Annotated in this window: 23 protein-coding genes; 14 read left to right on the top strand and 9 right to left on the bottom strand. The window is 68.8% G+C overall.

The window, feature by feature from the left end; translation table 11 throughout:
- The first annotated feature begins 4 nt into the window (after positions 1-4).
- The 9 genes from CVUC_RS02885 (at position 5) to CVUC_RS02925 (ending at position 7,451) form a co-directional block, all read left to right on the top strand.
- Entirely contained in the window at positions 5-256 is a 252-nt protein-coding gene (locus CVUC_RS02885; RefSeq protein ID WP_096032595.1) for a DUF2164 domain-containing protein, read from the top strand.
- Between the two features lie 83 nt (positions 257-339).
- Positions 340-975, top strand: coding sequence for a TetR/AcrR family transcriptional regulator (locus CVUC_RS02890; protein ID WP_024265622.1), 636 nt, complete (start codon positions 340-342; stop codon positions 973-975).
- A 31-nt stretch (positions 976-1,006) separates the two neighbouring features.
- Complete coding sequence (locus CVUC_RS02895; RefSeq protein ID WP_096032594.1) at positions 1,007-2,149, top strand: alpha/beta hydrolase; 1,143 nt, start codon at positions 1,007-1,009, stop codon at positions 2,147-2,149.
- A 159-nt stretch (positions 2,150-2,308) separates the two neighbouring features.
- Positions 2,309-3,304: an NADPH:quinone oxidoreductase family protein gene (locus CVUC_RS02900; protein WP_164468072.1), complete on the top strand. Its 996-nt coding sequence runs from the start codon at positions 2,309-2,311 to the stop codon at positions 3,302-3,304.
- A 213-nt stretch (positions 3,305-3,517) separates the two neighbouring features.
- Positions 3,518-3,652, top strand: coding sequence for a 50S ribosomal protein L34 (rpmH, locus tag CVUC_RS02905; protein ID WP_004622337.1), 135 nt, complete (start codon positions 3,518-3,520; stop codon positions 3,650-3,652).
- Between the two features lie 93 nt (positions 3,653-3,745).
- Complete coding sequence (rnpA, locus tag CVUC_RS02910; RefSeq protein ID WP_096032592.1) at positions 3,746-4,195, top strand: ribonuclease P protein component; 450 nt, start codon at positions 3,746-3,748, stop codon at positions 4,193-4,195.
- Between the two features lie 7 nt (positions 4,196-4,202).
- Positions 4,203-6,050 carry a membrane protein insertase YidC gene (gene yidC, locus CVUC_RS02915; protein ID WP_096032591.1) on the top strand — a complete coding sequence of 616 codons (1,848 nt, stop codon included), beginning with the start codon at positions 4,203-4,205 and terminating at the stop codon, positions 6,048-6,050.
- The gene (yihA, locus tag CVUC_RS02920; RefSeq protein WP_096032590.1) at positions 6,050-6,739 is read left to right on the top strand and encodes a ribosome biogenesis GTP-binding protein YihA/YsxC; all 690 of its coding nucleotides are present in this window, start codon (positions 6,050-6,052) and stop codon (positions 6,737-6,739) included. The genes yidC and yihA overlap by 1 nt, the downstream gene beginning before the upstream one ends.
- A 226-nt stretch (positions 6,740-6,965) precedes the next feature.
- Positions 6,966-7,451 (top strand): ASCH/PUA domain-containing protein, encoded by a 486-nt coding sequence (locus tag CVUC_RS02925; RefSeq protein ID WP_096032589.1) that lies wholly within the window; start codon positions 6,966-6,968, stop codon positions 7,449-7,451.
- 64 nt (positions 7,452-7,515) lie between these two features.
- Here CVUC_RS02925 and CVUC_RS02930 read toward each other — a convergent pair whose 3' ends face one another.
- From CVUC_RS02930 to CVUC_RS02945, 4 genes are all read right to left on the bottom strand, one after another.
- On the bottom strand, positions 7,516-7,971 hold the full coding sequence (locus tag CVUC_RS02930) for a chemotaxis protein CheW (protein WP_164468071.1): 456 nt from the start codon (positions 7,969-7,971) through the stop codon (positions 7,516-7,518).
- A 159-nt stretch (positions 7,972-8,130) separates the two neighbouring features.
- Entirely contained in the window at positions 8,131-8,250 is a 120-nt protein-coding gene (cydX, locus tag CVUC_RS02935) for a cytochrome bd-I oxidase subunit CydX (protein ID WP_096032587.1), read from the bottom strand.
- Positions 8,251-8,268: 18 nt separating this feature from the next.
- Positions 8,269-9,420 carry a cytochrome d ubiquinol oxidase subunit II gene (gene cydB, locus CVUC_RS02940; RefSeq protein WP_096032586.1) on the bottom strand — a complete coding sequence of 384 codons (1,152 nt, stop codon included), beginning with the start codon at positions 9,418-9,420 and terminating at the stop codon, positions 8,269-8,271.
- A gap of 14 nt (positions 9,421-9,434) precedes the next feature.
- Positions 9,435-10,997: a cytochrome ubiquinol oxidase subunit I gene (locus tag CVUC_RS02945; protein WP_096032585.1), complete on the bottom strand. Its 1,563-nt coding sequence runs from the start codon at positions 10,995-10,997 to the stop codon at positions 9,435-9,437.
- A gap of 123 nt (positions 10,998-11,120) precedes the next feature.
- Here CVUC_RS02945 and cydD point away from each other — a divergent pair, with 123 nt between their 5' ends.
- The gene (gene cydD, locus CVUC_RS02950) at positions 11,121-12,761 is read left to right on the top strand and encodes a thiol reductant ABC exporter subunit CydD (RefSeq protein ID WP_101685787.1); all 1,641 of its coding nucleotides are present in this window, start codon (positions 11,121-11,123) and stop codon (positions 12,759-12,761) included.
- Complete coding sequence (locus tag CVUC_RS02955) at positions 12,758-14,359, top strand: ATP-binding cassette domain-containing protein (RefSeq protein ID WP_096032584.1); 1,602 nt, start codon at positions 12,758-12,760, stop codon at positions 14,357-14,359. Before cydD ends, CVUC_RS02955 begins: the two co-directional genes overlap by 4 nt.
- A gap of 8 nt (positions 14,360-14,367) precedes the next feature.
- On the opposite strand, the gene CVUC_RS02960 is transcribed toward CVUC_RS02955, so the two are convergent.
- The gene (locus tag CVUC_RS02960) at positions 14,368-14,475 is read right to left on the bottom strand and encodes a hypothetical protein (protein WP_024265619.1); all 108 of its coding nucleotides are present in this window, start codon (positions 14,473-14,475) and stop codon (positions 14,368-14,370) included.
- A 109-nt stretch (positions 14,476-14,584) separates the two neighbouring features.
- Here CVUC_RS02960 and CVUC_RS02965 point away from each other — a divergent pair, with 109 nt between their 5' ends.
- Positions 14,585-16,072: a PAS domain S-box protein gene (locus CVUC_RS02965; RefSeq protein ID WP_096032583.1), complete on the top strand. Its 1,488-nt coding sequence runs from the start codon at positions 14,585-14,587 to the stop codon at positions 16,070-16,072.
- Positions 16,065-16,673, top strand: a complete 609-nt coding sequence (gene fixJ, locus CVUC_RS02970; RefSeq protein ID WP_096032582.1) for a response regulator FixJ — start codon at positions 16,065-16,067, stop codon at positions 16,671-16,673. The genes CVUC_RS02965 and fixJ overlap by 8 nt, the downstream gene beginning before the upstream one ends.
- A 10-nt stretch (positions 16,674-16,683) precedes the next feature.
- Here fixJ and CVUC_RS02975 read toward each other — a convergent pair whose 3' ends face one another.
- Both CVUC_RS02975 and CVUC_RS02980 read right to left on the bottom strand, forming a co-directional pair.
- Positions 16,684-17,877 carry an LptF/LptG family permease gene (locus CVUC_RS02975; protein WP_096032581.1) on the bottom strand — a complete coding sequence of 398 codons (1,194 nt, stop codon included), beginning with the start codon at positions 17,875-17,877 and terminating at the stop codon, positions 16,684-16,686.
- Between the two features lie 109 nt (positions 17,878-17,986).
- A complete protein-coding gene (locus CVUC_RS02980) occupies positions 17,987-19,354 on the bottom strand; it encodes a glycosyltransferase family 4 protein (protein ID WP_096032580.1) in 1,368 nt (455 codons plus the stop codon).
- A gap of 88 nt (positions 19,355-19,442) precedes the next feature.
- Here CVUC_RS02980 and CVUC_RS02985 point away from each other — a divergent pair, with 88 nt between their 5' ends.
- Positions 19,443-20,627, top strand: coding sequence for a glycosyltransferase family 4 protein (locus CVUC_RS02985; protein WP_096032579.1), 1,185 nt, complete (start codon positions 19,443-19,445; stop codon positions 20,625-20,627).
- 340 nt (positions 20,628-20,967) lie between these two features.
- On the opposite strand, the gene CVUC_RS19805 is transcribed toward CVUC_RS02985, so the two are convergent.
- Both CVUC_RS19805 and fixT read right to left on the bottom strand, forming a co-directional pair.
- The gene (locus tag CVUC_RS19805) at positions 20,968-21,258 is read right to left on the bottom strand and encodes a hypothetical protein (RefSeq protein WP_024265616.1); all 291 of its coding nucleotides are present in this window, start codon (positions 21,256-21,258) and stop codon (positions 20,968-20,970) included.
- Between the two features lie 318 nt (positions 21,259-21,576).
- Positions 21,577-21,954 carry an oxygen-responsive sensory/signaling system negative regulator FixT gene (gene fixT, locus CVUC_RS02995; protein WP_024265615.1) on the bottom strand — a complete coding sequence of 126 codons (378 nt, stop codon included), beginning with the start codon at positions 21,952-21,954 and terminating at the stop codon, positions 21,577-21,579.
- Positions 21,955-22,109: the final 155 nt, after the last annotated feature.

Below are 22,109 nucleotides of genomic sequence, written 5' to 3' on the forward strand. Positions count from 1 at the left end.
CCCCATGCCCAAGATCACCTTCGACAAGGACACCCGCGCCAGGCTGGTCGGCGGCCTTTCCGACTATCTGCGGACGGAGCTCGATCTGGAGGTGAAGGGCTTCGACGCCGAGTTTCTGCTGGACTTCATCAGCGAGCGGCTGGGCCCCTACTACTACAACCAGGGCCTCCACGACGCTGCGGCCCTGTACCGCGAGAAGCTGGAGGCGATCACCGAGGCGGTGTGGGACATCGAGCAGCCGGTGAAGCCGTTGTGAGCGAAGGGGCTTGCTCGGCATGGTCGATTGGGGCCACGATCATGACGGGGCGTCACGATCGCCCCGAGCTTGAGTCGTTTTCCATGTCGAACATCGCCTATTTCCCCAAGCCCCATATCGACCAGCGACCGGGCAAGCGGGAACGCACCAAGACCGCCAACCGTCAGGCGATCCTGGACGCGGCGCGCGAGGTGTTCGGCGAGTTGGGCTATGACGCCGCCACGGTGCGCGACATCATCCGCCGCACGGGTTTGGCCTCGGGCACCTTCTATAACTACTACAAGTCGAAGGAAGAGGTGTTCGAGGCCCTGGCCGACGACGGCGCCCGGCGCTTCCGTCCGCTGCTGCGCGCGGAGTCCGAGAAGGCGACCGACTTCGAGTCGTTCGTGCGCGGCGCGATCCTGGCCTATTTCAACTTCGTCGCGAACGAGCAGGAAGCCTGGCGCCTGGACCGGCCGCCCGGCGAGCCGCTGCCGCACGCGCGTTCGACGCCCGAGGTGGTGGCGGTGTTCGACGAGGTCCGCGAGGCCTTCGCCCGGGTGCTGGCGCGCGAGCACGCCCCGCCGGTCGACCTGGACTATCTGACCACCGCCTGCATCGCCGTAGCCCGCGAGATCGGCGAGAAGATGCTGGAGCGCCGCCCCGTCGACACGCAAGGCGCGGCCGACTTCGCCGTGAAACTGATCCTGGGCGGGCTTCCCGCCCTGCCGCGGTTGTAGGGCGCATGACGATCTCCGGCCCCTCATCCTGGTGTCATCCCGGCTCAGCCCCCGGCTTTCGCCGGGGACCGGCCGGGATGACACGGATATTGAGTGCGTAAGAACAACAAAGAAGCAGGGAAAAACCATGGCATCCGACGCCGCCCAGAAGACGATCCTGAAACTGATCCTGTCCCTGCCCAGCCCGATCCTGCGGGCCATGTCCGGCGGCGGGGTCGTCTATAAGGGCGGGCGCACCCTGGACCCGCGCTTCCAGTTCTTCGCCAATGCGGCCAAGAAGCTGCCGCCGATGACCAGCCTGTCGCCCGCCGAGGCCGTGGCCGGCAGCGCCAAGGGCCTGGCCGCCGTGCAGGGGCCGCTGGAGACGGGCGTGCGCACCGAGAGCCTGTCGGTGGAAGGGCCCAACGGCTCGATCCCCTGCCGCGCCTATCGCCCGCCGCAGACCGACGCCAAGGCGCCGCTGATCGTCTACGCCCACATGGGCGGCGGCGTGATCGGCGACCTGGAGACCTGCCACGCCTTCTGCTCGATCCTGTCGCGCATCTGCAGCACGACGGTGATCTCGGTCGACTATCGCCTGGCTCCCGACCACAAGTTCCCGGCCGGCCTGGAGGACGTGCTGGCGGCCTATCGCTGGGCGCGCGACAACACCGCCCGCTTCGGCGCGGCGCCCGTTCCGCCGGCGATCGGCGGCGACAGCATGGGCGGCAACTTCTCGGCCATCATCGCCCAGGAGATGAAGCGCACGGGCGAGCCGCAGCCGACGCTCCAGATCCTGATCTATCCGGCCGTGGACGTCGCCAGCGAAACCGCCTCGATGACCACCTATGCCGACGCCTATCCGCTGACCCGCGCGACCATGGACTGGTTCATGGGCCACTATATCGGCGCCGACGCCGACCCGGCCGATCCGCGCCTGTCGCCGGACAAGACCGCCGACCTGACGGGCCTGGCCCCCGCCGTGGTCGCCACCGCCGGCTTTGATCCGCTGGTCGACCAGGGCGAAGGCTACGCCAAGCGGCTGCAGGCGGCCGGCGTGCCGGTCAGCTACCGCTGCTATGACAGCCTGGCCCACGGCTTCACCGCCTTCACGGGCGCCATCCCCGCCGCCGACGACGCCTGCCGCGAGATCGCCTGGCTGGTGCGCGAGGCGTTCGAGAAGCGGACGCTGTGATCGCCCCTTGATTCCCGTGTCATCCCGGAAGCCTCGCAGAGGCTATCCGGGACCCAGGGGCGGCAAGCGCGGCACGTCCTCACCCCCCTGGGCCCCGGCTCTACCCCCGGCTCGAGGCCGGGGTCCGGCCGGGATGACACCCTTGTTTGGGATGGAAGCTTGAACACGCAACCCACCATGCGCGCCCTCGTCGTCGAGGACCTCGCCCCGAACTACGCCGGCTGCGCGATCCGCGAGGTCGCCACGCCCCAGCCCGGACCCCGCGAGGCGCTGGTTCGGGTGCGGGCCGCCAGCGTCAATTTCCCCGACCTCCTGATGACGCGCGGCGAGTATCAGCTCAAACCGCCCCTGCCCTTCACCCCGGGCCTGGATCTGGCCGGCGAGGTCGTGGCGCTGGGCGAGGACGTGACGGGTCTGGCGATCGGCGACGCCGTGGTCGGCGGGGCGCGGCTGGGCGGATTCGCCGAGTACGCGGCGCTGTCGGCGGGCGCTCTCAAGCCCAAGCCGGCCCGCCTGTCCTTCGCCGAGGCTGCGGCCTATGGCGCGGCCTATCTCACCGCCTATGTCGCCCTGGTGCGCCGCGCGCGACTGGAGCCCGGCGAGTGGGTGCTGGTGCATGGCGCGGCCGGCGGGGTGGGTCTGGCGGCCGTGGACCTGGCCAAGGCGCTCGGCGCGCGGGTGATCGCCACCTCGGCCTCTGACGCCAAGCTCGAGCAGGTGAAGGCGCTCTACGCCCCCGACGCGACCGTCAACGTCACCCAGGGCTTCCGGGAGCAGGTGAAGGCCATCACCGGCGGCCATGGAGCCGACGTGATCTACGACCCCGTCGGCGGCGACGTCTTCGACGAGAGCGTGCGCTGCATCGCCTTCGACGGGCGCTTGCTGGTGATCGGCTTCACCTCGGGGCGGATCCCCAACGTCTCGGTCAATATGCCGCTGATCAAGGGCTTCTCGGTGATGGGCGTACGGGCCGGCGAATATGGCCGCCAGTTCCCGGAGAAGGGCCGCGAAAACGCCGACGCGATCTGGACCATGGCCAACGAAGGCGTGATCCGGCCGCATGTCCACGCCGAGCTGCCGCTGGACCGCTGGCGCGAGGCCTTCGACCTGCTGGCCGAGCGCAAGGTGGTGGGCAAGGCGGTGATCACGCCGTAAAGGCTGTCATCCCGGCCAAGCGCGAAGCGCGCCGAGCCGGGACCGCCAGATACGCTGAGCCTGCGGGGGTCCCGGCTCTTCGCTGCGCTCCGGCCGGGATGACAGGCCCTTCAACCGACTCAGGTTGACATCCCCGCGACGTTCTTTTATCCACCGCGCCTCACTCGCGAGCCACCCGGCCCGCGTTCAACGTTTATTATTCGGAGCCACGTCGTGAAGCGCACCTTCCAGCCGTCGAAGCTCGTGCGTGCCCGCCGTCACGGCTACCGCGCGCGTATGGCCACCAAGAACGGCCAAAAGGTCGTCGCGCGTCGCCGCGCCAAGGGCCGCAAGCGCCTGACCGCCTAATTCTCTTTCCTCCTTCGGGAGGTAAGACGATGATCAAAGCCGCCTTTTCCACAGACCTGTCTTCAGGTTCTCGCCGGAAAGGCGGCTTTTTTCATGGCTGAAGCGCCGCAAACCCTGAAGTTCGAGCGGCTGCGCAAGCGCCCCGACTTCCTGCTGGCGGCCAAGGCCCCGGCCCTGTCGCGCGGCGCGGTGTTCATCCAGATGCGCCAGCGCGCCGACGAGGACCCCACGGTGCGGGTCGGCTTCACCGCCACCAAGAAGATCGGCGGGGCCGTCGAGCGAAACCGCGCCAAGCGCCGCCTGCGCGAGGCCGCCAGGCTGGTCCTGCCCCTTCATGCGCGCCCCTCGCATGACTATGTGTTCATCGCCAGAGGCGGCACGGGGACACGCGAATGGGCGCGTTTGCTTGACGATGTCAAAACCGCGCTGATAAGCCTCGCCGCCGACCTAGATCGCGGGGGAACCAAGGTTTCCCGGCGTTCGAACGGCGCTCTTCACGACGCCGCCCCTTCATCTCAACCCGATCCCACAGTTTCCGGTTAAGCGCTCCATGCAGAACGACAACAAAAACACGCTGATGTTCATCGTCAGCGCGTTCGCGATCCTGATCGGGTACCAGTTCTTCGTCCTGGGTCCGCAACAGAAGAAGGCCGAGGCCGAGTTCCGCGCCAAGAAGGCCATCGAACAACAGTCGGCCGCCAAGGCCGGCGTGACCCTGGACGCCAACGGCAATCCCGCGCCGCTGCGCCTGTCGCGCGACGCGGCCAAGGCGCTGAGCCCGCGCATCGAGGTCGACACGCCGGCCCTGTCGGGCTCGATCGCCCTGAAGGGCGCGCGCATCGACGACCTGTTCCTGCGCAAGTACGACGAGACCACCAAGAAGGACTCGCCGCCGGTCGAACTGTTCCGCCCCGAGGGCGCCGAGCACGCCTGGTTCGCCGATTTCGGCTGGGCCGGCGCCAACCTGCCGGGCCTGCCCGACAGCCGCACCGTCTGGACCGCCGCGCCGGGCCAGGTGCTGCGTCCCAATTCGCCGGTGACCCTGACCTATGACAACGGCCTGGGCCTGACCTTCACGCGCGTGATCGCCGTCGACGACCAGGCGATGTTCAGCGTCACCGACAGCGTCAAGAACAACGGGACCAACGGCCTGCAACTGGCCCCCTACGCCACGGTCCAGCGCCAGGGCATCAGCGACGCCCTGGGCAAGAACCAGATCGTCCACGAGGGCGCGATCGGCGTCCTGGGCGCGACCGACGAGCAGAAGCTGGAAATGGCCAAGTACGGCAAGTGGAAGAAGGACAAGCCGCTGCAGTCCTTCGACTCGGTCGGCGGCTGGACCGGCATCACCGACAAGTACTGGCTGGCCGCCCTCATTCCAGGCCAGAATCAGGCGATCAAAGCCCAGTATCGCGTGACCAACGTCGCGGGCATCGACGTCTATGACGTCAACTTCCTGGGCCCGGTGCAGGTGCTGAACCCCGGCGCCACCGTCAGCCAGACCACCCGCCTGTTCGCCGGCGCCAAGACCGTGCCGCTGCTGCGCAAGTACGAGTACGGCGCGACCCCGGCTCCCGCCATCTGGGAGTTCTGGAACAAGACCAAGGCCGAAATCCCGCGCTTCGACGACGCCGTCGACTGGGGCATGTTCCGCTTCTTCACGCGCCCGATCTTCAACATCCTGGAAGTCTTCTACAAGCTGGTCGGCAACTTCGGTCTGGCCATCCTGCTGCTGACCGTCGTGCTCAAGCTCGTCCTCTATCCGATGGCCGACAAGAGCTACGAGTCGATGGCCAAGATGAAGAAGATCGCCCCCGAGGTCGAAAAGCTGAAGGCCAAGCACAAGGACGATCCGGCCAAGCAGCAGCAGGAGATGATGGCCCTGTATCAGAAGGAAAAGATCAACCCGATGATGGGTTGCCTTCCGATGCTGATCCAGATCCCGGTCTTCTACGCCCTGTACAAGGTGCTGACCGTCACCATCGAAATGCGCCATGCGCCGTTCTTCGGCTGGATTCAGGACCTGTCTGCGCCCGATCCGACCACGATGTTCAACCTGTTTGGTCTGATCCCCTGGGATCCGGGTTCGCTGCCGCTGATCGGCGCGATGATCGCCCACCTGGGCGTCTGGCCGCTGCTGTACGGCTTCACCATGTGGCTGACCACGGCGATGAACCCGCCCGCCGGCGACCCCATCCAGCAGAAGATCTTCCAGTGGTTCCCGGTGATCTTCACCTTCACCCTGTCGGGCTTCGCCGTGGGTCTGGTGATCTACTGGTGCTGGTCGAACGTTCTGACCATCTTCCAGCAGTACATCATCATGCGCCGCTACAAGGTCGAGAACCCGATCGACCAGATCATCGCGCGCCTGCGGGGCAAGACGGCCGGCGCGACCTGATGAGCGAGGAACAGAAGCTCCCCAAGGAACCGCCGGTCCTGCTGCCGGGCGCGGCGGACTTCACCGAGGAGCAGATCGAGGCCGCGCGCGTGTTCTTCGCCCAGCCGGTCTCGTTCATCATGGGGGCGGTGCGCATGGACGCCATGCCGCCGTCCGACCTGCCCGAGGTGGCCTTCGCGGGCCGCTCGAACGTCGGCAAGTCCAGCCTGATCAACGGTCTGGTGAACCAGAAGTACCTGGCCCGCGCCTCGAACGAGCCGGGCCGCACGCGGGAGATCAACTTCTTCCTGCTGGCGGAAAAGGTGCGGCTGGTCGACCTGCCCGGCTACGGCTTTGCGCGGGTCTCCCGCTCGATCGCCGACAAGTTTCAGGACCTGGGCCGCGCCTATCTGCGCGGCCGGGCCAATCTCAAGCGCGTCTATGTGCTGATCGACGCTCGCCACGGCCTCAAGAAGGTCGACCTGGAGGCGCTGGACGCCCTGGACGTGGCGGCGGTGTCCTACCAGATCGTCCTGACCAAGGCCGACAAGATCAAGCCGGCCGAGGTCGACAAGGTCGTGGCCGAGACCCAGAAGGCGATCGCCAAGCGCGCCGCGGCCTTCCCGCGCGTGCTGGCCACCTCGTCGGAGAAGGGCCTGGGCATGCCCGAACTGCGCGCCGAGATCGTGCGCCTCTGCATCGACGAGTGACTTGAGAAACCGATCTCCCCGGCGAATGCCGGGGTCCAGATCGAACCCAGGAGCGTGTCGGCGCCGATGAGGCGAATGGCGCGCTCACCCAAACCCATCCGGATGAATCTGGGCCCCGGCATTCGCCGAGGAGATCGGTTTGGGGATATGTTCGAGCCGTTAACCCCACGCTAGGGTTCTCCCGCCAGAACCCCGCCTCCCTGTTTTCCAGAAAAGCCTCCCCGCCATGAACCGCCACGACCTGAAGACCTGGCCCAAGTACTTCGCCGCCGTCCGCGCCGGCCAGAAGCGCTTCGAGATCCGCCGCAACGATCGCGAGTTCGCGGTCGGCGACATCCTGGTCCTGCGCGAGTTCGATCCGGCCACCGACACCTATACCGGCCAGTTCGAAGAGCGGCAGATCACCTTCCTGCTGTCGGAAGAAGACTATGGCGGCGTGATCCACGGCTTCGTGGCCATCGGCTTTGGCGACGTCCCGACCCACCCGACCGCGCCGGCCGAGGGCGCCCTGACCGCCAAGGACCTGGCGGCCTGGCACGAGACGGCCTCAGCCAACGCCTCCCTCCGCGCCCAGGAGGCCCGCAAGGTCTCCGAGAGCTACGCCAAGAGCCATATGAGCGTCGCAGCCGACCGCCATGGCGCGGTGGCCGACGCAGCCGAGGCCGAGGCCAGCTTCCACGCCCAGGCGGCGCGGATCGTCAGCCAGGGCTGAGACCAAAGAAAAAGGCCGCCGGGGCGAACCCGGCGGCCTTTTTCTTTTCCGATGTCTGAACCGATCAGGCCGCTTCGCTGACCTGGGCCGGGAACACGTCGTCCATGCGCAGATAGGTGATCAGGCGGTTTTCCATCGAGATGATCGCCTGGATGTAGCGCAGCTCCTCGACGCCGACGTCCGGGGCCGGCTGCAGGCTGTCGCGCGGCACGGTGAAGGTTTCCGACACCGCGTCCACCAGGATGCCGGCCAGACGGTCGCGGCACTCGACGACCACGATCACGTGGCGGGTCTCGGGGATCGTGACGCCCAGGCCCAGACGATTGCGCAGGTCGATGACCGGCATGATCGCGCCGCGCAGGTTGATGACGCCGCGCATGTAGTTGGGCGCATGCGGGATCGGCGTGGCCGGTGTCCAGCCTCGGATTTCCCGCACCGTCTTCACGTCGATGCAGAACTCCTGCTCACCGATGCAGAACGAGATCAGTTCCAGCGCGGGCGCGGCGTTGTCGGTCATCACGGTACCCCGATACGAATGGTTCGACCCGGAGCTGCGATCGACGCGCTCTGGGTCAATGCCAGAAAACCCCATATCGCGTTTAACAACCGTTAATTGGTGAACGAAGGAGGCGCGTTGCAATGTCGCGCCCCCTCAATTCGGGTCCATGCGGACGCCGGCTCAGCCTTCGTCGAGGCCTTCATCGCCCTCGTCGGACAGGGCGAACTCGTACCACATGCCGTTCAGCACGCCGAAGGCGACGGCCAGGCCAAGACCTAGGATCCAGGTGAAGTACCACATCGGTTCGTTTCCTTCGGATCAGTAGAGATCGGGGTTGACGGCCAGGGCGGCCGTGGTGCTGCGGCCCCACAGGACCTTGTAGACCCAGGCGGTGTAGGCCAGCACGATCGGCAGGAAGACGATCGTCACCACCAGCATGATGAACAGCGTCAGGTGGCTGGACGAGGCGTTCCACACCGTCAGGCTCGAGCGCGGGTCCACGCTGCTGGGCAGGATGAACGGGAACATCGACAGGCCCACCGTGGCGATGATGCCCACCGCCGAGGCCGAGGAGCCGGTGAAGGCCATCCAGGCGCTCTTGGCGCGCAGCCCCAGCAGGGCCAGGGCGGCGCCGGCGAAGCCCAGCACCGGGGCCAGGATCATCCAGCCGTGGCGGCCATAGTTGTCGAGCCAGGCGCCGGGCTCTCGCACGGCGGCCGCCCCGCGTAGCGGGTTGGAGGGCCCCGCCGCATCGGCCAGACCCTCGATCCGGAAGCCCATGCCCCCGAACGCCACCCAGAAGCCGCCGGCCGCGAACAGCACGATGCTGGCCAGGCCCGCGAGCTCGCCGATCCGGCGGGCGCGTTCGGCCACGGGGCCTTCCTCGCCCTTGACGGTGATCCAGGCCGCGCCGTGCAGCACCAGCATCGACACCGACAAGAGGCCGCACAGCAGGGCGAACGGCGAGAACAGGCCCAGGAACGAGCCGTCATAGAAGGCGCGCAGGTCGCTATCCAGCCGGAAGGGCGCGCCTTGCAGCACATTGCCCAGGGCCACGCCGAAGCACAGCACCGGCACAAAGCCGCCGACGAACAGCGCCCAGTCCCAGAACGCCCGCCAGCGGGGGTCCTGCCGCTTGGAGCGGTACTTGAAGCCCACCGGCCGCAGGATCATCGCGGTCAGCACCACGAACATCGCGAGATAGAAGCCCGAAAAGCTGATGGCGTAGACGAAGGGCCAGGCCGCGAAGATCGCGCCGCCGCCCAGGATGAACCACACTTGGTTGCCTTCCCAGGTGGCGCCGACGGTGTTGATCACCATCCGGCGTTCCTCATCGGTCTTGGCGACGAAGGGCAGCAGGGCGCCGACGCCCATGTCGAAGCCATCGGTCAGGGCGAAGCCGATCAGGAGAATCCCGACCAGGGCCCACCAGATCACGCGCAGCGTGGCGAAATCGACGGGGATTTCCATTGTGAGGCGCTCCTTTAGGCGACGGCGGCTTCGGGTTCGGGCGAACCGTCGGGGGCGGGATCGTGCAGGGCGTACGGGCCGCGCTTGATGGTCTTGAGGATCAGACCGACCTCGACCACGGCCAGCGCGCCGTACAGCAGGGTGAAGACCGCGATGCTGATCAGCAGTTGCGGAACCGTCAGGCTGGACGCGCCCAGGAAGGTGGGCAGAACGCCCTCGACGGCCCAGGGCTGACGACCGACCTCGGCCAGCACCCAGCCCATCTCGGCGGCGATCCAGGGCAGCGGAATGGCCGCCACCGCCAGGACCAGGAACCACTTGGTCTGGTGCTTGCGCAGGGTGACCAGCACGAAGGCCGTGGCGAACAGTAGGATCATCAGGAAGCCGATCCCGGCCATGATACGGAACGCCCAGAACATCACCGGCACCGGCGGCACCACATCCCAGGCGGTCTGCTTGATCAGCTCAGGACTGGCCTGACGCGGATCGGCGATGTGGCGCTTCAAGAGCAGGCCATAACCGAGGTCACGGCGGTGCTGCTCGAAGGTGGCGCGCGCGGCCATGTCGTTGGGATTGACCTTCAGGGCCTCGACCGCGCCATAGGCGATGACGCCCGACTCGATGCGATCCTCAGCCTTGGCGACCAGCTCGAAGATGCCTTCCACCGGCTTGTCGAGGCTGCGCGTGGCGATCAGGCCCAGCACATAGGGGATCTTGACCTCGTAGTGGGTCTTGCGGTCGGCCATGCTGGGGATGCCGAAGGCGGCCAGGCCCGCCGGCGCGGGCTCGGTCTCCCACATGGCCTCCAGGGCGGCCAGCTTCATCTTCTGGTTATCGGTGAGCGCGTAGCCGCTCTCGTCGCCCAGCACCACGACCGACAGCGACGAGGCCAGGCCAAAGGCGGCCGCCACGGTCATCGACCGCTTGGCCACGCCCGGATACTTGCCCTTCAGCAGATAGAAGGCCGAGACCCCCAACACGAAGGCGGCGGCGATCACGTAGCCGGCGCTGACCGTGTGCACGAACTTGGCCTGGGCCACCGGGTTGAACAGCACCTCACGGAAGCTTTCGACCTCCATGCGCATGGTGTCGGTGTTGAACGCCGCCCCGACCGGGTTCTGCATCCAGCCGTTGGCGATCAGGATCCACAGCGCCGACAGGTTGGTGCCCAGAGCGACCATGAAGGTCACGAACAGGTGGCCCACCCGGGACAGCTTGTCCCAACCGAAGAACATCAGGCCCACGAAGGTGGCTTCCAGGAAGAAGGCCATCAGGCCCTCGATCGCCAGCGGCGCCCCGAAGATGTCGCCGACATAGTGCGAGTAGTAAGACCAGTTCATCCCGAACTGGAATTCCATGGTGATCCCGGTCGCCACCCCCAGTACGAAGTTGATGCCGAACAGCGTGCCCCAGAACCGGGTGATGGTTCGCCAGATCGGGCGCTTGGTCATCACATAGATGCTCTCCATGATGACCAGCATGAACGACAGCCCCAGGGTCAGGGGCACGAACAGAAAGTGGTAGAGGGCGGTGAGCGCGAACTGTAGTCGCGACAGGTCTACGACAGCGGGGTCCATGGACAGCTCCGAGGCGAACGGCCGATGATCAGGCCGATCGAGAGGCTTGCTCTAGACCCACCCAACCCTCCGTTCCTTGATCCGGATCAAGGCGAGCGGATATCGCCACCCTACACTCAACTGATGGGCGCCCGCATAGTGCAGTTCGATCGTCGCGATCTCGCCAAGACCTGGCTCAAGCAGTGGGAGCGGACCGTCGCGCCGACGGTCCGCCGCGCGAGCCTGCTGGCCTTGGTGGACGGCCTGGCGGCCATCGCCTTCGCCGCGGGGCTGGCGCTGAGCGTCGATGCGATCGCGCAGGGGCTGGGCGCGGCCTCGCTGGCGATCTGGCTGGCCGTCGCCGCCCTCGCCCTGGCGGTCCGAGGCGTCCTGGCGATGGCGACCGGCGTGCTGGGCGCCCGCGCTGCGGCCAACGCCAAGGCCGCACTGCGCCTGACCCTGTCGCGCGCCGTGTTCGCCGGCCCGCGCCGCCCCGCCGGCGAAGCCGCCACCGCCCTGGTGGAGGGCGTCGAGGCGCTGGACGGCCACGTCGCCCGCTTTCTGCCTACGCGCCTCTCCGCCGGCGTCCTGCCCCTGCTGATGATCGCCGCCGCCGCGGTCGCCAGCCCGATCGCCGCCGTGATCATGCTGGGAACCTTGATCCCGTTCATCCTGGCCATGATCCTGACCGGGAGCGCCGCCGCCAGCGAGGCGCGCGCCCAGTTCCAGGCCCTGGAGCGGCTGTCAGCCCTGTTCCTCGACCGGGTCCGCGCCCTGCCCGTGGTGCTGGCGTTCCAGGCCGAGGGCGCCACGACGACGGCCCTGACCCGCTCGGCGTCCAACCTCGCCGAGCGGACGATCCGGGTGCTGCGCGTGGCCTTCCTGTCCTCGGCGGCCCTGGAGTTCTTCGCCGCCCTGTCGGTGGCCCTGGTGGCGGTCTATTGCGGCTTCAACCTGCTGCGGCTGCTGCCCTTCCCGGTTCCCGAACAGCTGGACCTGGCGCGCGCCTTCTTCGTGCTGGCCCTGGCCCCCGAGGTCTACGCCCCCATGCGCCGTCTGGCCGCCGCCTATCACGACCGCCAGGCCGCCGAAGCCGCCGCCGAAAGCCTCTCGACCTTCGAGGCGCCCGCCCCTCGCCCCGCCCGCGCCCCGCTGACGGCCGCGCCGTCGCTTCGCTTTGACGGTGTCGAGATCCGCTATCCGGACACCGACGCTCCGGCCGTGCGTGACTTCGACCTCGTCGCGCCGGCGGGCTCCATCACGGCCCTGGTCGGGGCCAGCGGCGCGGGCAAGAGCTCGATCCTCAACGCCCTGCTGGGCCTGGCGCCGGTGACCGCCGGTGCGATTTCCGTCAACAATAATCCGCTTACGGATATTTCGAGCGACGCCGCCTGGGCGGGACAGTCGCCGCTGATCCTGCCGGCCTCGATCGCCGACAACATCGCCCTCGCCCGCCGCGACGCCGGCCGGGCCGAAATCGCTGCGGCGGCCGAGCGCGCCGGTCTTGGCCCCGCCCTCGCCGCGCGTCCCGGCGGTCTGGACTTCGTGCTCGACGAGCGCGGCTCGGGCCTGTCCGGCGGCGAGCGTCGCCGGCTGTCCCTGGCCCGCGCCCTGCTCAAGCCCGCTCCGATCCTGCTGCTGGACGAGCCGACCGCCAATCTCGACGCCGAGGCCGAGGCGGCGATGATCGAGGCCATCCGCGAGGCCGCGCGGGGGCGCACGACCCTGATCGCCACCCACTCCGAGGCGGTGGCCGCCCTGGCGGACAAGGTGGTGCGGCTATGACGCGCTCGCCTGTGACCAGCCCGCTCGACGACCTCATCCGCGCCCAGAAGCGCCAGCGCGCCGCCGGCCTGCGCCTGGCCGCCCTCAGCACCGTCACCGTGGGCGCGGCCTCGACCCTGCTGCTGGGCCTGTCGGGCTGGTTCATCGTGGCCAGCGCGGCGGCCGGCGCGGCGGGCCTGGCGGCCGCCCATGCGTTCAACGTGCTCTTGCCCAGCGCGGGCATACGCTTCCTGGCGATCCTGCGAACCGCCGCGCGCTATGGCGAGCGGCTATCGGGACACGCCGCGGCGCTGCGCGCCCTGGCCGCCATCCGACCGGCGGTGTTCGAGAGCCTGGCCGCCGCGCCGCCCACCGAGTCGCTGGCCCTGTCACGCGGCGAGGCCTCGGCGCGGCTCGTCCAGGACGTCGACGCCATCGAGACCCGCTTCGTGCGCCTGTCCGCGCCGTGGAGCGCCGCCGCCGGCCTGGGCGCGGGCGTGGCGCTGGCCCTGCTGGCCGGATGGATCCCGGCCCTCTCGATCCTGACCGCCGCAAGCGCGGCGACGCTGCTGGCCCGCGCGCTGGCCCGGCGCTACTCCGCCCCCGCCCGGGCCGCCATCCAGGCGCGCACCGGCGCCCTCAAGGACTCGGTGGCCGCCCTTGTCTCGGCCTCGGCCGAGCTGCGCGCCTATGGTCTGGCCGACTGGGCGGGCGAGACGCTCAACGCCCGCGCCGCCAGCCTGGAGGACGCCCGACGCGCCGCCGCCCGCGCCCAGGGCCTGATCATCGCCAGCCAGTCGGTGATCGCCGGGCTCGCGGTCGCCGCCGCCGTCGCCAGCGCCGCGCCCGCCGACGCGGCCCTCGCCGCCCTCGCCGGCCTGGCGGCGGTGATGAGCCTCGACGCCCTGACCAGCCTGGCCAGCGCCTTCGACCAGGACGGCGCGGCGCGCGAGGCGCGCGAGCGGCTGAACGCCGTGCTGCGCCATCGCCCAGGGCCGGCCTCGGCCTCCGCGACGCCGCAGTCCCTGACGCTGCTGGGTCAGACGCTGGGCCCCGGCGAGCGGCTGGCGGTGTCGGGACCGTCGGGCTGTGGCAAGACCACCGCCATCGAGGCCCTGCTGGGCCTGCGCGAGGCCGGTTCCGAGACGCCGCGCGGCGCCTTCGCCTGGCTGCCGCAGGACGCGGGTCTTGTGGCCGGCACGGTGCGCGACAATCTGCGCCTCGCCGCGCCCAAGGCCAGCGACGAAGACCTGTGGGCCGCGCTGGACGAGGCCTGCCTCGCCGACCGCGTGCGCGCCGCGCCCGAGGGTCTGTCGGCCTATGTCGGCGATGACGGCGAGCGGCTGTCGGGCGGCGAGCGGCGGCGTCTGGCCCTGGCCCGCGCCTATCTGCGTGATGCGCCCTGGCTGCTGCTGGACGAACCCACCGAGGGCCTGGACCCGGTCACCGAGGCGGCGGTCGTCGCGCGGCTGGATGCGCGCTTGCAGCGCACCGGACAGGGCCTCGTCTTGGTCAGTCACCGCGCCGCACCCCTGGCGATCTGCCCGCGGAGGGTTCAGTTCGGCGCGCAAGAAAAAGGCCCGGCGACCGTGTCGCCTAGCCTCGTTTCCACCCTATGAACTGGCGCTTATTTCAGATTGACCCGGATATGGGTCGTGAACAGCGCGACGGCGAAGGCCGCGAACGCGCCGATCACCAAAGCCAGATAGGCCGTTTGTCCACCCGACATCGACAGTCTCCTTTGCTGGAGACGCCAAGCTGGCCGAAGGTCGAAGCGCCCGCCTTGACCTGGCTCAAACGGGCGCGGCTATAACGGCGTGACATTCAGAAAGCCGCCACCGACGATGAAGCCGACCCGGAGCCTATCCGCCAGCCTGTTCAGCGACCCGCACCCGGCCGCCTATCTCGCCGCGTTTGCGGCGGTGATGGCGACGGCGGTGGCGCGACTCTACCTCCCCGAGGCGTTCACGGCCCCGTCGTCCTTCCTGCTGTTCGTGCCGGCGGTCCTGATCAGCGCGGCGCTGGGCGGCGTGGGTCCTGGCGTGTTCGGCACCACCTTCGCCTGGGCGGCGGTGTGGTGGGTGACGCGCGACATCCCGTTCGACCTGGTCAGCGGCCTGTCGGCGGCGATCTTCCTGTCGGTGGGCTTTGGCATGGCCGTGGGCGGCGGCTGGTTCCACGCCGCGCGGAGACGGGCGGCGGCGGTCAATGACCACCTGCGCTCGATCCTCGACACCGTGCCCGACGCCGTGGTGGTCATTGACCGCGCCGGGATCATGACCTCGTTCAGCCCCGCCGCGCAGCGGATGTTCGGCTGGACCGAGGCCGAAGCGATCGGCAAGAACGTCAGCCTGCTGATGCCCGAGCCCTATCAGTCCGCCCACGACGGCTATTTGGATCGCTATGCGCGCACGGGCGAGAAGCGGATCATCGGCGCGGGCCGGGTCGTCGTCGGCCGTCGCAAGGACGGCTCGACCTTCCCGATGGAGCTGGCGGTCGGCGAGACCCGGGGGCCGACGCCTTCGTTCACCGGCTTCATCCGCGATCTGACCGAGCGCCAGGAGACCGAGACCCGCCTGCAGGAGCTGCAGAACGAGCTGGTCCACGTCTCGCGGCTGACCGCGATGGGCGAGATGGCCTCGACCCTGGCGCACGAGCTGAACCAGCCCCTGTCGGCCATCGCCAACCTGCTGACCGGCTCGCGCCGGCTGATGGATCGCGGCCGCGAAGCCGACCAGGCCAAGGTGCGCGACGCCATCGACCGCGCCGCCGCCCAGGCCCTGCGGGCCGGCGAGGTGATCCACCGCATGCGCGACTTCGCCCGGCGCGGCGCCAGCGAGCGCGAGGCCGAAAGCCTGTCGAAACTGATCGAGGAAGCCTCGGCCCTGGCCCTGATCGGCGAGAAGGAGCGTCAGGTCGACGTGCGCCTGAAGCTTGATCCAAAGGCCGACGACGTGTTCGCCGACCGGGTGCAGATCCAGCAGGTGCTGCTGAACCTGATCCGCAACGGCATCGACGCCATGCAGGCCCAGGAGCCGCGCAAGCGGGCCCTCCTGATCAGCACCGACCTGACCGAGGAAGGCTGGTCCGAGGTCAGCGTCGCCGACACCGGCCCCGGCATCGCGCCCGAGGTGCTGGAGCGCCTGTTCCAGCCGTTCATGACCACCAAGCCGCAGGGCATGGGGGTGGGCCTGTCGATCTCGCGCTCGATCATCGAGGCGCACGGCGGCCGCATCTGGGCCGAGGCGAATCCTGGCGGCGGCGCGCTATTCCGATTTACGCTACCGCCAGCCGAGTCTCTGGCCGGCGAGAAGGAGACCATCGATGACTGACGCCCCCGTGGTCCACGTGGTGGATGACGACGAGAGCGCCCGCGAGTCCTTGGCGTTCCTGCTGGAGTCGGCCGACTTCGAGGTCGTCGCCTATGCCAGCGCGCCCGCATTCCTCGACGCCCTGCCGCAGGCCAGGCCCGGCGTCGTCATCACCGACGTGCGCATGCCCGAGATGAGCGGCCAGGACCTGGTGGCCCGCCTGTCGGCGCTGAAGGTCAAGATGCCGATCGTGATGATCACCGGCCATGGCGACATCCCGATGGCGGTCGAGGCCATGCGCTCGGGCGTGATCGACTTCCTGGAAAAGCCGTTCTCGGAGTCGCGGATGCTGGACGCGCTCAAGCGCGCCTTCGCCACTGTCGAGGCCGCGCCGGTCTCTGACGACCAGCAGGTGATCCTTAAGCGGATCGAGAGCCTGTCCGAACGCGAGCGTCAGGTGCTGGACGGGGTCGTGGCCGGCCACGCCAACAAGGTGATCGCCCGCGACCTGGGCATCAGTCCTCGCACGGTCGAGATCTATCGCGCCAAGCTGATGACCAAGATGCAGGCCGACAACCTGGCGGCCCTGGTGCGCATGACCCTGTCGGTGCGCGGCGGCTGAGCCCCATCGGTCATCTTGGAAGCGCGGGCTGACGACGGACCGTCTTGATCACGGCCTGCGCCACCGCGGCGACCTGTTCGATGAACCAGCTGACCGGGTTCTCGCCCGGTCGTCTCTGGCTGACCCCGAAGGTGGCGATGCAGATCGCCGCGAAGATCGCCGCCGGCAGGGCGATGGCGACCAGGGCGGTGACGCGGGGGGCGGTGGCCTGTCCCAGCACCATCAGGATCTCGAAGGCGAATAACAGCACCCCGCCGGCGGCGACCGCCGCGCCCGAGCCCGCGCGCTTGGCGCTCAGACCAAACGGCACCGCGATCAGCGGTAACAGCGGCAGGATCAGCGCCCGGGCCAGACGCGCGTAGAGCGCCGCGAGCAAGGTCTCACGCGGCAAAGCGGCGGGCTCCAGACCAAAGCCCTGGCGCGCCAGTTCGATCAGCGTCAGTTCACTGACGTCCTCGCCGCGTAGCCGCAGCAGCCCCGCATCGCCGGAGGGCACGTCGAACATCAGGCGCGAGAAATTGACCACATAGCTCTGGGCGCCGGCCACGGTGCTGATCTGACGTCCGTTGGTCAGCTCCAGCGCGATCTGGCTGTCGGCCGGGTTCTTGTGGACCACCGCGGACACGGCGGTGAGGATGTCTTCACGCCCGTTCGGATCGATGCGCCGGATGAAGACCTGCTGCAGATAGCGGCCGCTGGCGTCGGTCCGATCGGCGGTGAGGAAAAAGTCCGAGCCCGCCGACAGCAGCGCCTTGGGCCGCACATCGCCGTTCCAGCCGGCGTTCTCGGCCGCGTGCAGCACCGCGTGATAGGCGTAGCGGCTGTAGGGCTGCACGAACCCGAACAGGATCACACTCAACACCATGAGCAGGACGCCCATCGCCACAAACGGCGCTGTGAAGCGGGTCAGCGACGTGCCGCTCGCCAGGATCGCGTCGATCTCGGAGCTCTTGTTCAAGCCGTTGACGACCACGAACAGGCCGATGAAGAAGCCGCCGGGCAAGGTCAGGCCCACATAGTGCGGCGTCAGGTTGACCAGCAGTTCGGCGAGATACCGCAAGCCCTCCGTCGTCTGCGACAGCAGATCGAACGACCGCATCAGGCGCTCCATCAGGAACGCCACCATCGTACTGATCAGCACCGCCGACATCGGCGCCAGGGTCCGCCGCAGCAGGTAGCGATCGAGCGTGTTCGGAAAGATCAAGGCGGAACTCGTCGTACCGAGCGCCCTTTGCCGATCCGATCTGACCCGTCAGCTCGGCGAAAAGACGCTATTGCAAAGGTTTAGAGCGCGGCGATCCGACCACCACACTCTAGGGCGTCGACAGCGCGGCGGCCTGGGCGTCGATGAGGCTGGCGCGCCGTCCGGTCCGGGCGCGCAGTTCGTGCGGGCTGACCTCGGCGCGGCTCGGCGCCAAGGCGCGCGCGTCCAGGGCCTCGGCATAGATGTCCACCACCTCGTCGAGAATTTCGGTCCACCGATAGGCCGCGCTGCGGTCCAGGGCCTTGGCGCCCATCCGGCGCAGACGATTCTGGTCCTGACAAAGGCTCAGGAGCGCCTGGGCGTAGCTGGCCGGATCGCTCGGCGCGCAGAGGATCGCGTCGCGACCATCGCGCAGCAGCGCGCGGGTGTTGGGCGCGTCGGCGCAGACAATGGCCAAGCCCGACGCCATGGCCTCCAGATTGACGTTGCCGAAGGTCTCGGTGGTGCTGGGGTTGAGGAATATATCCGCGCTCGCCAGGGCCGTGGCCAGGGCCTCGCCGGTCAGAAAGCCCGCGAAGGTCGCCATCGGAAGCCGTTCCTGGAACCAGGCGCGCGCCGGGCCGTCGCCGATGATCAGCACCTGCGGCGACGGGCCCGAGGCCGCCAGGCGATCGATCGTATCGGCGAACGCCGCGAGCCCCTTCTCCATCACCAGACGTCCGAGGAACACGATGACCGGGCGATCCGGATCAAAGCCCTGCGCCGCCCGCCAGGCCGCGCTGCGTCGCGCCGGATTGAACAGGTCGGCGTCCACGCCGCGCGCCCAGGTCCGGACCTGAACACCCAGGTTCTGCGCGCGCAGTTCCTCGCCGATCGCCGGGGTCGGCGTCATGACAAAATCGCACGCGCCATAGAACTGCCAGAGCCGCCGCCGCGCGAGCGCGCGCAAGCCGCCCAGCCCGTAGTAGTCCAGATACGAATCGAACAGCGTGTGCAGGCTGGCGACGACCGGCGTCTTGAGGCGCCGGCCCAGCTTCAGCGCGGCCGCTCCCAGCAGGTCCGGCGCCGACAGATGGATCAGGTCCGGCGCGAACGCCTCGACATCGCGCCGCACCGCCGCCGGAAGACCCAGCGCCAGACGGTAGTCCCTGCGAAACGGGATGGTGACCGAGGGCACCGACACCAGCTCGCCGACGGGCGCAAAGGCCGGCGTGGGCGAGGTCGGCGAATAGATTCGCACCTGCGCGCCGGTCGTGCGCTGCACGTGGTCCACCAGCCTGTTCAGCGACTTGTTGGCCCCGTCGAGCGTGTAATTGTAGTTCCCCGAGAACAGGGCGATCCGCGCCGGACGCGCGCCATGGGTGAACATCGAGGCCTTAGAATCCATCGCCATGCTTTCCCGTGAGCGCCTCGGGCTTGGCCCGGGCGGCTTCGCTTCCCCCCGGAAGCGGCTCAGCCCATGACTTAGAGCAGGCAACGCCGTCGTTTTTGTGAAGGTCCTCTACGCACGACCGTCATGGTACTGATTTACCGGTGGCGGACGTGTTCTTTTGGGGGGCCGCCGGATGCGGATCGTGGACGTCGCCGAGTTCTATTCACCCACCGGCGGGGGCGTTCGGACCTATATCGACCGCAAGCTCGAGGTGGCCGAGCAGCTGGGCCACGAGCTGTTCGTCATCGCCCCGGGACCGGAAGACCGATTCGAATCACGCCGATCGGGCGGCGTCATCTGGGTGCGGGCGCCGCGCCTGCCGTTTGACGCCAACTACTACATGTTCTGGGACGCCGCGCCCGTGCACAAGCATCTGGACGCCCTGGCGCCCGATCTGGTGGAAGCCTCGTCGCCCTGGCGCGGCGCGTGGGTCGTCGCCGGATGGCGGGGCCGAGCCGCCCGCGCCATGTTCATGCACGCCGACCCCGTGGCGATCTATCCGCAGCGCTGGTTCGGCGGGGTGGCCAGCCCCGAGCGCGTCGACCGGTGGTTCGAATGGTTCTGGCGCTATCTCCGCTCACTGCGTCGCCATTTCGACACCACCGTCGCCGGCGGACACTGGCTGGCCAAACGCTTCGAGCAGCATGGCCTGGGCCCTGTGGCGGGCATCCCCTTGGGCATTGATCGCGCCGCCTTCTCGCCCGATTTCCGGGATCCGGCGTTGCGCGCGCGGCTGCTGGAGGCCTGCGCCATGCCCCAGGACGCCAAGCTGGCTCTGGCGGTGGGCCGGTTCCATCCCGAGAAGCGCTGGCCGATGGTGATCGAGGCGACGGTGAAGGCGTCCAAAGCCACGCCGATCGGCCTGGTGGTGGTGGGCGATGGCATCGACCGCGCCCGCGTGCGGCGCGCCGCCGCCGGTCAGCCGAACGTGCACCTGATCCCGCCGATCCGCGATCGTCCCCTTCTGGCGGCCCATCTGGCCAGCGCGGACGTGCTGGTGCACGGCTGCGACTCCGAGACCTTCGGCCTGCTGCCCGCCGAGGCCATGGCCAGTGGCCTGCCCCTGGTCGGCCCTGATCGCGGCGGCTTCGCCGATCTGGCCCAACCCGAGAGCGCCGAGATCTATCGCTCCGGCGATACGAGCGCCGCCGCCGCCGCCCTCCTGCGGCTGCTGGCGCGCGATCCCGCGCAGCTCCGGGCCGCAGCGCTGCAGGCGGCGGCGAGTGTCCGGCCCGACGTCGACCATTTCGCCGAACTCTTTGATCACTATCGGACGGTCGCGGACCGCGCCTTGGCCGGCGGAGAGGCGAGGCCATGACCGCATCGCCGCCCCTTGAGACCGCTTCGCCCCCGCAAGAGGCCTGGGGCCCCATGGCGCCTTCGCTCTGGTGGAATGTCCTGGGCGTGGCCGTCTCGGTGGGACTGGTGGCGGCGATCCTGTTCCAACTGGACAGCGCGGCCGCCGACGGGATGAAGATGATCGTCCAGCTGCCGATCGCGGTCTGGCCGGCGATGGTCCTGCTGTATCTGACCCAGCCGATCTGCGACTTCGCCGTCTATCGGCGGACCTGGAACCTGCCCCTGTCGGGCTTTGGGGTGCTGCTGCGCAAGAACGTGATCAACGAGATCGTGCTGGGCTACAGCGGCCAGGCCTATCTCTATGTGTGGGCCCGGCGCGCCAGCGGCGCGGATGTCGCCCCGTTTGCGGCGATCAAGGACGCCAGCATCATATCGGCGCTGCTGGGCAACCTGCTGACCCTGGTCCTGACGGCGATCAGCGTCACACAGCTCACCGAACTGGGCCTGGTCAAGCAGCTGGGCCCGGCGCTGTGGTCCGGCCTGATCCCCATCGCCATCTCGATCGGACTGGTGGCTTTCGGACGCTGGGTGTTCTCGCTGTCGCCCCGTCTTCTCCTGTTCGTCACCAGCGCCCATACGCTGCGCATCATCGTCTCCACCGCCCTCACCGTGATGATCTGGCGCATGGCCCTGCCCGAGGTCGAGGCCCAGCTTTGGCTGGTGCTGATGGCCGTTCGTTATCTGGTGTCGCGCATTCCGCTGCTGGCCAACAAGGACCTGGTGTTCGGCAATCTGATGGTCTTCCTGCTGGGTCCGCAGGCCCCGGTGGCGGTGCTGCTTGCGGCGCTGGCCCTGGCGACCCTGCTGATGCACCTGGGCGTCATCGTCATCCTGGGCGCCGTGGCGCTGGCGCGGCATCTGGCCAAGCGGATTACGCGCAGCGCCCCGTCAGCCGGTATCCCTTAGGTTTAGAGGCCCGGCGCCGCGCGAGCCAGGAGGGCCGACAGCTCGCGACCCAGCTTGTCGTCCAGCAGCGGCTTTTCCACCAGGGTGACCCCGGTCACCCCCCGCCGCGTCAGGCGCTGGGCGTCGCCGGTCAGGACGATGGTCGGCCGCCCGGCGGTGGGGGGCGGTACGGAGGCGTCGCCGTCATCGATGACCACGCACGCCGCCGCCCCACAGTCGGAACACGCCAGACAGCCGTCCGTGTCGGCGGGCGCGCGCACCGCATAACCGTCGGTCTCCAACGAGAAGCGCAACGCGTCGCGCAGGGCCTCGTCCTCCACCAAGAGGAGGATCATGGGACGGTCGGTTTCGCCGTCCGACAGGTCGGGCCGGTCGCACATGCGTCGCAAGCCGCCACAAGGGCAGGCCGCGCGCCTTGATCGGCGTCAAAATCGCCGCCATCAGCATCGCCGCCTAAGGGACTCCCCTTAGCGGACCGCTCCTTAGGCGCATGCCCCGAATTTCGAACCCGTTTGAGATGGCGCAAAAAACCCAC

This window comes from Caulobacter vibrioides, from assembly GCF_002858865.1.
Classification (GTDB): Bacteria; Pseudomonadota; Alphaproteobacteria; order Caulobacterales; family Caulobacteraceae; genus Caulobacter; species Caulobacter vibrioides.

What these genes read in the sequence shown, in the direction of transcription:
- cydB (WP_096032586.1), bottom strand. Translation starts at nt 9,420, where the DNA reads ATGGAAATCCCCGTCGATTTCGCCACGCTGCGCGTGATCTGGTGGGCC.
- CVUC_RS19805 (WP_024265616.1), bottom strand. Translation starts at nt 21,258, where the DNA reads ATGATGCGCAGCGTATGGGCGCTGGTGACGAACAGGAGAAGACGGGGC.
- yidC (WP_096032591.1), top strand. Translation starts at nt 4,203, where the DNA reads ATGCAGAACGACAACAAAAACACGCTGATGTTCATCGTCAGCGCGTTC.
- CVUC_RS02955 (WP_096032584.1), top strand. Translation starts at nt 12,758, where the DNA reads ATGACGCGCTCGCCTGTGACCAGCCCGCTCGACGACCTCATCCGCGCC.
- cydX (WP_096032587.1), bottom strand. Translation starts at nt 8,250, where the DNA reads ATGTGGTACTTCACCTGGATCCTAGGTCTTGGCCTGGCCGTCGCCTTC.
- fixJ (WP_096032582.1), top strand. Translation starts at nt 16,065, where the DNA reads ATGACTGACGCCCCCGTGGTCCACGTGGTGGATGACGACGAGAGCGCC.
- CVUC_RS02945 (WP_096032585.1), bottom strand. Translation starts at nt 10,997, where the DNA reads ATGGACCCCGCTGTCGTAGACCTGTCGCGACTACAGTTCGCGCTCACC.
- CVUC_RS02925 (WP_096032589.1), top strand. Translation starts at nt 6,966, where the DNA reads ATGAACCGCCACGACCTGAAGACCTGGCCCAAGTACTTCGCCGCCGTC.
- rnpA (WP_096032592.1), top strand. Translation starts at nt 3,746, where the DNA reads ATGGCTGAAGCGCCGCAAACCCTGAAGTTCGAGCGGCTGCGCAAGCGC.
- CVUC_RS02965 (WP_096032583.1), top strand. Translation starts at nt 14,585, where the DNA reads ATGAAGCCGACCCGGAGCCTATCCGCCAGCCTGTTCAGCGACCCGCAC.
- fixT (WP_024265615.1), bottom strand. Translation starts at nt 21,954, where the DNA reads ATGTGCGACCGGCCCGACCTGTCGGACGGCGAAACCGACCGTCCCATG.
- cydD (WP_101685787.1), top strand. Translation starts at nt 11,121, where the DNA reads ATGGGCGCCCGCATAGTGCAGTTCGATCGTCGCGATCTCGCCAAGACC.
- CVUC_RS02890 (WP_024265622.1), top strand. Translation starts at nt 340, where the DNA reads ATGTCGAACATCGCCTATTTCCCCAAGCCCCATATCGACCAGCGACCG.
- yihA (WP_096032590.1), top strand. Translation starts at nt 6,050, where the DNA reads ATGAGCGAGGAACAGAAGCTCCCCAAGGAACCGCCGGTCCTGCTGCCG.
- CVUC_RS02885 (WP_096032595.1), top strand. Translation starts at nt 5, where the DNA reads ATGCCCAAGATCACCTTCGACAAGGACACCCGCGCCAGGCTGGTCGGC.
- CVUC_RS02985 (WP_096032579.1), top strand. Translation starts at nt 19,443, where the DNA reads ATGCGGATCGTGGACGTCGCCGAGTTCTATTCACCCACCGGCGGGGGC.